Genomic DNA, 7,339 nt, shown 5'->3' with positions numbered 1-7,339 from the left:
TCCGCCCTTTATATTCCTTGAAGTGGGAGTCTTCTGTCAGGAAATGATAAAATTTAAATAATCTCATTGACTCTCCAGTTACTGTAGACTTTAAACTAATGTCAAAAGATCGGAGGATGATGGTTATGCCAAACAAAAACTTTGATATTGTCCGTTTACATCATGCTGAAGTAACAGTTACTGATTTGGATCGTGCCCGCCACTTTTATTGTGATGGGTTGGGCTTCATTGAAACAGAGTCAGATGACAATCATATTTATTTAAGAGCATTGGAAGACGCCAACCACCATTGCCTCGTTTTGACAAAGGGCGAGCAGGCAAGCTTGAAGCATATCGCCTATCGTGTAAGCGCTGACAGTGACCTGGATACGCTGGATGAACTATTCGCTGGACTTGGAGTAAATAAGCGCTGGGTGGCGGCCGGCGAGGAAAAAGGCCAGGGCCGCGCGCTGCGAATTCAAGATCCAGGCGGTATTCCTGTCGAATTTTTCTACGAAATGGAAAAAGCCGACAGAATGTTGCAGAAATATCACTTGCAAGGAAATGTAAAAATCAAAAGAATTGACCATGCCAACTGCCTCATTACAAATATAGATGAATTATACGCTTGGTACAGCAACCATTTAGGTTTCAGAACTTCTGAGTACACTGTAAAAGTAGAGAGCGAGGAAGAAAATATTTGGGCCGCATGGATGCACAGAAAACCGAGTGTGCATGACCTTGCGCTGATAAGCGAAACAGGACCTCGCTTTCATCATACTGGGTTCTGGATGGATGACGCGAAATCCATTTTAGATGCATGCGACCACCTTGCTTCACTGGGCTATTACGCCAACATCGAACGCTCTCCTGGCAGACATGGAACGTCCAATGCGTTCTTCGTTTATTTGAGAGATCCCGATGGAAACCGCATGGAATTATACACTGGAGACTATTTTACAAACGACCCGGACTGGGAACCAATCAAATGGGATCTCGCTGACCCTCAACGTGCGACTTTCTGGGGCGCCATGCCGCCGAAAAGCTGGGTTGAGGAAGCCGTTCCCGTTGAGGACATCCATACTGGCGAACTACTTCCAATCGTCCCGTTTAGAAAAAAAGAAAAAGTTTAGGAGGGTTAAAGAATGCATCAGAATGGTTTGATGCATTCTTTTCTTATTGGAAAAGGTTTTGCTTAAAACAAACATTTGTTCTATAATATATTAAAAATATTAGGGAGTTGATAAGCGTGCAATTATCAATTATAACCAGCATCAGAACAAATAATTTTAATGACAAGCATGTGATGGACAAAATAAAAAACATGTGGGAAAGCGCCTCAAAAAGCCTTACAAACTATGAGGGCAATGTATATGGCGTTTATTATGATTACGAAAGCGACTATAAAGGAGATTACTCGATAGGCGTTGCCACTGAAAAAAATGGAGGAACGCCTATCGAGATAACTACAGAAAAACATGAAATTTTTAAAGTGGATTCGACTGATGACCAGGGAGTTTTTAAGGCCTGGAGCAACATTTGGAATCTGGAAGAATCAGGCACACTAAACCGGGCTTATACAGTTGATTTTGAAAAATACCTCCCTAATGGAGAGATTGAGATACATATCGCAGTAGAATAACGTTTTTCTTCTTATTATAATTAAGGTGGTGAAATATGAAGAATAAATTTTCAATTGGACAGATGTCAAAGCTCCACAATATTCCGGTTAAAACATTAAGATATTACGATGAAATAGACTTGTTCAAGCCGATTGAAGTGAATCCGGAAAATGGCTATCGGTATTATTCCATCGAGCAATTTAAATTGCTCGATATCATCAATTATTTAAAAGTGCTTGGCGTGCCACTCGCTGATATAAAAAAGCAGACATCCAACCGCGATATCAACGAGCTGATCGATACACTGCAGGAGCATAAAAGGATCACAGAGCAAAAGATCCAAGAGCTGGAAATGGCCAAAAAGAAGTTAGAAGCACGAATTGACGAATTCAAGACAGCAAAATATATCGAAGACATCAACGTTCCTTTCATCAAAACGATACCTGAAAGAAAAATCATCCAGCTCAAGGAAACCATTTCTTCTTTCTTCGAGCTTGAACTATCGCTTCGCAAGTTAAAGCAGCAATACCACCATCTGGCATCCATCTTCATTGGCAAAGTGGGGCTCACTATTTCGGAAAATAACTTCCAGCGCGAAAGCTTTTTGGAATACAGCTCGATTTTTCTTATTTTAGAAGAAGTGGAAAGAAGTAAATTAATAGAAGAAATAGATTTTGCTATCCTCCCTCAAGGAACATATGCCTGCATTTTCTTTCGCGGGGGACATAGCGATGCACCGGCCTATTTTCATGTTCTGAACGATTTTATCAAAGAGAACGATTACAAGATTAAAGGCGATTTTATTATTCGTACAATTATCGATGAGTTCATCTCAAAGAACCAGGAGGAGTTTCTGGCTGAAATTCAGGTGTTGATTGAATAATCAAATTCGCCTTGGCGTATTTGCGCCCAGACTTTATCGAGCTCCGCTCGATAAATTTCCTCTGAAAATCTGTGGCATCCGCCGGAGGCTTTAACTTTATTCAGCCGGGGTTTGAAACCCCACTGAATGGAATACCAATACGCATTCATCTCACCACTTACAGAAGTGGGAAATTTCTGTTGAATGAAGTTAAAAGGAGAGGCTCCCCACAGCGAGCCATCTCCTTCAGCTTTCATTTGTCAAATTGTATTTTTTCAAGCGCCTCATCAGCAAAGATTGAGAGACTCCCAGCTCTTCTGCAGTTTTCCTCGTCGTTTTAAATTGGGCATATGCCTTGGAAATGATACTCTTTTCAACTGATTCCAATACTTCGTTCAATGAATCTCCCCTATTAAAACTTGAAAGATCAAAAGCATTCACTTCCTTCTCCCTCATATGTGCAGGCAGATCTTTCACTTGGATTTCGTGTTCAGGTGCGATAATGACTAGCCTTTCTATTAAGTTTTCCAACTCCCTTATATTTCCCGGCCAATCACAATGTTGAAAAATATCCATTACATCCGCAGAAAGGCGGCAGTTCCGTTTATGTTTCTTATTGTATTTCTCCAGGTTGTATTGAACTAAACCAATAATATCCTCTTTCCTTTCCTTTAACGAAGGAATTCGGACTGGTAGAACATTCAGTCTGTAAAATAAATCAGACCGAAAGTTTCCTTTCTTCACTTCTTCCATTAAATCTAAATTCGTAGCGGCAAGGACTCTTACATCGGCTGTTTGATACTCTGTCGAACCGACAGGAAGAAATTTTCTCTGCTGTAAAAACTGCAATAACTTCGCTTGCAAATGAATAGGCAATTCGCCGATTTCATCAAGGAACAATGTACCCCCATCTGCCATTTTGATTAGTCCGGCTTTTCCCCCTTTATTTGCTCCGGTAAAAGCACCTTTCACATAGCCAAATAATTCAGATTCGATCAAGGATTCCGGTATCGCTCCACAGTTGATTTCAACAAACGGCTCGTTCCCCCGATCGCTTAACCCATGAATCTGCTGGGCTATGACGTTTTTCCCGACTCCTGTCTCGCCACTTAACAGAACTGTCGATTCCGCCGGAGCTATCTTATCAATCGTTTGCAACAGCGAAAGATAAGCGGGACTTTGGCTGGTGAAATAATAAGAATCTGCTTGTTTCTCATAATTAATCCGCATGATCTCCTGGCTGTATCTCTTTAACAATAATTGAGTTTCTTCCAATTCAGTCGTCGTATGAACAATTTCGGTAATATCTTTAGTTTGAGCGATGATGCAATCAATTTTCCCTTCTTCATCCTTGATGGGATATCCGGTGACAATAAATCTGAGATCCTTCCCCTTTGAGGTTTGCACTGTGCTGACTAATGCTTGCTTTTCTATCACCATTTTTGTGACTGATGGTTTAAATACTCCCATTTCTTCCAATAAATAAACACTTTTTCCGATCAAAAATGACTTGGGCTTGTTTGAAAAATTCGCACAGGCGGTATTCAACCATAATACCCGCCCTTCCCCATCAGAAATTAACACTCCGTCAGAAAGGGCATTAAGAATTTTCTTAAAATACGGATGCTCCAAAATTTCTCTAACTTTTCCCAATCAAACCACCCTTTCGAATTTACCTACAGTATTAGGATACACGATTTCCGAATCATTTTCGATTCAAAAATGATATTTTCTTTGTTTCAAAAGTCATTTTGATTCATTTTCAACTCAAAGTGTCATTACTTGAGTCATTTTTGTTACTAATATCCTTACTTTGTTCGTCAAAATCAGACAAAAATGGCATTTTGGGATATAAATAGTCCACAAAACTTGGCACGTAAATTGCTATTACTTTATTAAGCAAGGACGCAAGATCAAGAATGCTAGCGCTAAGATGTAATTTTAAGAAAGGAGGGTCACAAAATGATTGAACAAACACCCACGATTAATATAAAGCGGCTCATGAAAACGATAAATGAAAGCGCCACTATAGGGAAGCTTTCCCGTGGAGGGATTTGTCGTCTTGCTCTTACTGATGATGATAAAAAAATGCGGGATTTATTTATTCAATGGCTATCAGACACTGAGCTGGAGGTACGCGTAGACGATTTCGGTAACATTTATGGCAGAAAAGAAGGTAAGAATCCCCAGGCAGCGCCCATTCTTATAGGATCGCATCTCGATACTCAACCCGAAGGGGGTCGTTACGACGGAATCCTTGGCGTACTTGTTGGTCTCGAAGTGTTAACCACTTTAAATAATATGGGCATTCAGACAGAAAGGCCTATCGAGGTTATTAACTTTACAAATGAAGAAGGCTCAAGATTTGAGCCGCCAATTTTGGGGGCCGGAGGGCTTGCAGGTCATTTTGACCAAGAGTTTGTTTACAGCCGGAAAGACCGGGAAGGTAAAACCTTCTTGAATGAATTAAAACGAATTGGCTATCACGGTTCAAAAAGAAACCGCATTCAAAACTGTCACTGTTATCTTGAGCTTCATATCGAACAAGGACCGGTCTTAGAACATAAAAACCTAGATATCGGTGTTGTAACAGGCATACAAGGAATGGACTGGCTGGAAGTAATTTTAACCGGACAATCAGACCATGCAGGTCCAACACCGATGAACATGCGCAAAGACGCCCTTTATGCTGCTTCTAAAATCATACAAGTAATTAGAGAAACAATCGTAAATCTAGACGAAGAAGCGACTGCAACAGTTGGCAGATTGGCTGTGAAACCGAATTCGATCAACTGCGTGCCTGGGGAAGTAATCTTCTCTGTTGATATCCGGCATTCAGACGATGTGATAAAAGAAAAATTGACGCAATCGTTGATAGAAAAAATCAGTGTTTCTGCTGCAGCTGAACAAGTAGCAGTGAAAATCGATAAGATCTGGGAAAGCTCTGCAACACAATTTTCCGGAAACTTAGTGAATATTATTACTGAAAATGTTAAAAAACTCGGATACAGCAGTCAAAAAATGATAAGTGGAGCCGGCCATGATGCAAAATATATGAATCTAATCACTCCAACAGCCATGATATTTGTTCCGAGTGTTGCAGGAAAAAGCCACTGCCAAGAGGAATTCACCGAGGCAGAAGCCATAGAAAAAGGGGCAAACCTGCTTCTGAAGACAGTCTATCAATTAGCAAACAGCAACGCTTCTTTTAAATAAGAAAGCGGTACATCAAGAGGAGGTTATATCAAATGTTCGCTGATGTTATTTTCTACAACGCTGACATTTATACAATGGATGATACCCACCCTACTGCAAGTAGAGTGGCCGTAAAAAATGGAAAGATTATTGCTTTTGACAAGGATACAGAGCAATTAAAAGGTCCTTCAACAAAACTAGTAGATATAGATGGAAAAACGGTATTGCCAGGTTTTATTGAAAGTCACGGCCATCCATTAAATTACGCTGCAAATATGCTCCAGCTTGACTTGAGAGCAGAAGCAACACCCGATATCGATAGTATTCTGAATGCTGTAAGGGAAAAAGCGAAGGTCACACCAAAAGGCGAATGGATTATTGGTATGGGCTGGGATGACAGCAAGATCAAAGAAAAACGCTTCCCGACAATAGATGAGTTGAATGAAGCCGCACCAGACCACCCTGTATTCTTAAAAAGAACGTGTGTACACAACGCTGTTGCAAATAGTATGGCTTTTAAAGTAAGCGGTCTTCCCGAAATTCCAAAAGACCCTGAAGGCGGCCACTTTCATATTGATCCCAAAACCGGGAAGCCAAGTGGTCTCATTCAGGAAAACGCTATGCACGAGTTCTCTGTTCCAGCTTTTTCTATCGAACAATTAAAGGAAGCAATGTTGCAGGCACAGGAACAATTTTTCCAGTGGGGAATCACCACTGCTCATGAAATGGCAGTAACTAAAAATGACATGATCGTTTACCAGCAGCTTCAAAAGGAAGAAAGTTTCCGATTGAAAGCCCGCCTTTGGCTATGGGCCATTGACTTGATGGGATGGACCGGTGTCCAAGAGGAAACCTTGAAACTTGGAATCGAAAGCCATTTCGGTAATGACCGTTTGAATATTCAAGGCTTAAAGTACATGCTCGACGGAAGTGTCGGCGGAAAGACGGCTGCACTTGCTACCCCTTATGAAGACGATGGGATTAACGACGGGATTTTATACATGCAGCAGGATCATTTAAACGACCTTGTATCTGAATCTATTAAACATAATTTGCGAGTCTCCATTCACGGAATCGGCGAGCGGGCAATCGAAATGGCTCTTCAGGCGATTTCAAATGCGACCACTCCCGAAGAAAACCAGAGGATGCGGAACAGAATTGAACATTGCACCTTGCCTACTGATGAACATTTAAAGAAAATAGCAGAATACGGAATTATCGCCGCATCATCTATAGGATTTATTTACTCCATTGGAGACAGTTATTTAGCAAACTTGGGACAAGAACGGGCAGAGAGAGTATTCCCGCATGCTTCTTTTAAAAAACATGGGATCATTGCCCCTGGAAATTCAGATTTACCGGTTTGTGATGGAAATCCGTTGTTCGGCATCTATTCGGCTGTCGTCCGCAAAACAATGAGCGGCCAGCAACTCGGAACAACCGAAGCCATTGCCGTAGAGGATGCCATTAAAGCTTACACAATTGACGCTGCCTATTCAGGTTTTGATGAAGACATCATCGGTTCGCTTGCCATTGGGAAATATGCGGATCTCATCGTACTGGACAAAGACCCATTTAAAGCAGATCCAGAATCTATAAAAGACATTCAAGTAATCCAAACCATTGTCGAAGGAAAAATCGTCTATAGCAGCACTTAAAAATATCGCCGCAACAAGGAGGA

The 7,339-nt window shown here is 41.1% G+C and carries 7 protein-coding genes; 5 read left to right on the top strand and 2 right to left on the bottom strand.

Annotated features, from left to right (window positions below; translation table 11 throughout):
- The first annotated feature begins 125 nt into the window (after window positions 1-125).
- The 3 genes from hpaD (at window position 126) to D5F11_RS22295 (ending at window position 2,484) form a co-directional block, all read left to right on the top strand.
- Entirely contained in the window at window positions 126-1,112 is a 987-nt protein-coding gene (gene hpaD, locus D5F11_RS22305) for a 3,4-dihydroxyphenylacetate 2,3-dioxygenase (RefSeq protein ID WP_120118504.1), read from the top strand.
- A gap of 116 nt (window positions 1,113-1,228) precedes the next feature.
- The gene (locus tag D5F11_RS22300; protein WP_120118505.1) at window positions 1,229-1,621 is read left to right on the top strand and encodes a GyrI-like domain-containing protein; all 393 of its coding nucleotides are present in this window, start codon (window positions 1,229-1,231) and stop codon (window positions 1,619-1,621) included.
- 35 nt (window positions 1,622-1,656) lie between these two features.
- Entirely contained in the window at window positions 1,657-2,484 is an 828-nt protein-coding gene (locus D5F11_RS22295; RefSeq protein ID WP_120118506.1) for a MerR family transcriptional regulator, read from the top strand.
- Here the strand turns inward: D5F11_RS22295 and D5F11_RS26940 are convergent.
- Complete coding sequence (locus D5F11_RS26940) at window positions 2,466-2,633, bottom strand: hypothetical protein (RefSeq protein ID WP_185830859.1); 168 nt, start codon at window positions 2,631-2,633, stop codon at window positions 2,466-2,468. The two genes, D5F11_RS22295 and D5F11_RS26940, sit on opposite strands and share 19 nt — an antisense overlap.
- A 76-nt stretch (window positions 2,634-2,709) precedes the next feature.
- Window positions 2,710-4,116, bottom strand: a complete 1,407-nt coding sequence (locus D5F11_RS22290) for a sigma-54 interaction domain-containing protein (RefSeq protein WP_185830858.1) — start codon at window positions 4,114-4,116, stop codon at window positions 2,710-2,712.
- Window positions 4,117-4,425: 309 nt separating this feature from the next.
- Between D5F11_RS22290 and D5F11_RS22285 the strand changes: the two genes are divergently transcribed.
- Together D5F11_RS22285 and D5F11_RS22280 are read left to right on the top strand one after the other, a co-directional pair.
- Window positions 4,426-5,679 carry a Zn-dependent hydrolase gene (locus tag D5F11_RS22285; RefSeq protein WP_120118508.1) on the top strand — a complete coding sequence of 418 codons (1,254 nt, stop codon included), beginning with the start codon at window positions 4,426-4,428 and terminating at the stop codon, window positions 5,677-5,679.
- A gap of 32 nt (window positions 5,680-5,711) precedes the next feature.
- Complete coding sequence (locus D5F11_RS22280; RefSeq protein WP_120118509.1) at window positions 5,712-7,316, top strand: amidohydrolase; 1,605 nt, start codon at window positions 5,712-5,714, stop codon at window positions 7,314-7,316.
- Window positions 7,317-7,339: the final 23 nt, after the last annotated feature.

Origin of the sequence: Siminovitchia terrae, from assembly GCF_003605405.2 — a bacterium.
Taxonomy (GTDB): domain Bacteria; phylum Bacillota; class Bacilli; order Bacillales; family Bacillaceae_C; genus Siminovitchia; species Siminovitchia terrae.
Note: the sequence above shows the minus strand (reverse complement) of the source record. Positions and strands in the feature narration are given on the sequence as shown.

Excerpts from the sequence above, each read along its gene's own strand:
- D5F11_RS22285 (WP_120118508.1), top strand. The coding sequence starts at position 4,426 with ATGATTGAACAAACACCCACGATTAATATAAAGCGGCTCATGAAAACG.
- D5F11_RS22280 (WP_120118509.1), top strand. The coding sequence starts at position 5,712 with ATGTTCGCTGATGTTATTTTCTACAACGCTGACATTTATACAATGGAT.
- hpaD (WP_120118504.1), top strand. The coding sequence starts at position 126 with ATGCCAAACAAAAACTTTGATATTGTCCGTTTACATCATGCTGAAGTA.
- D5F11_RS22295 (WP_120118506.1), top strand. The coding sequence starts at position 1,657 with ATGAAGAATAAATTTTCAATTGGACAGATGTCAAAGCTCCACAATATT.
- D5F11_RS26940 (WP_185830859.1), bottom strand. The coding sequence starts at position 2,633 with ATGAATGCGTATTGGTATTCCATTCAGTGGGGTTTCAAACCCCGGCTG.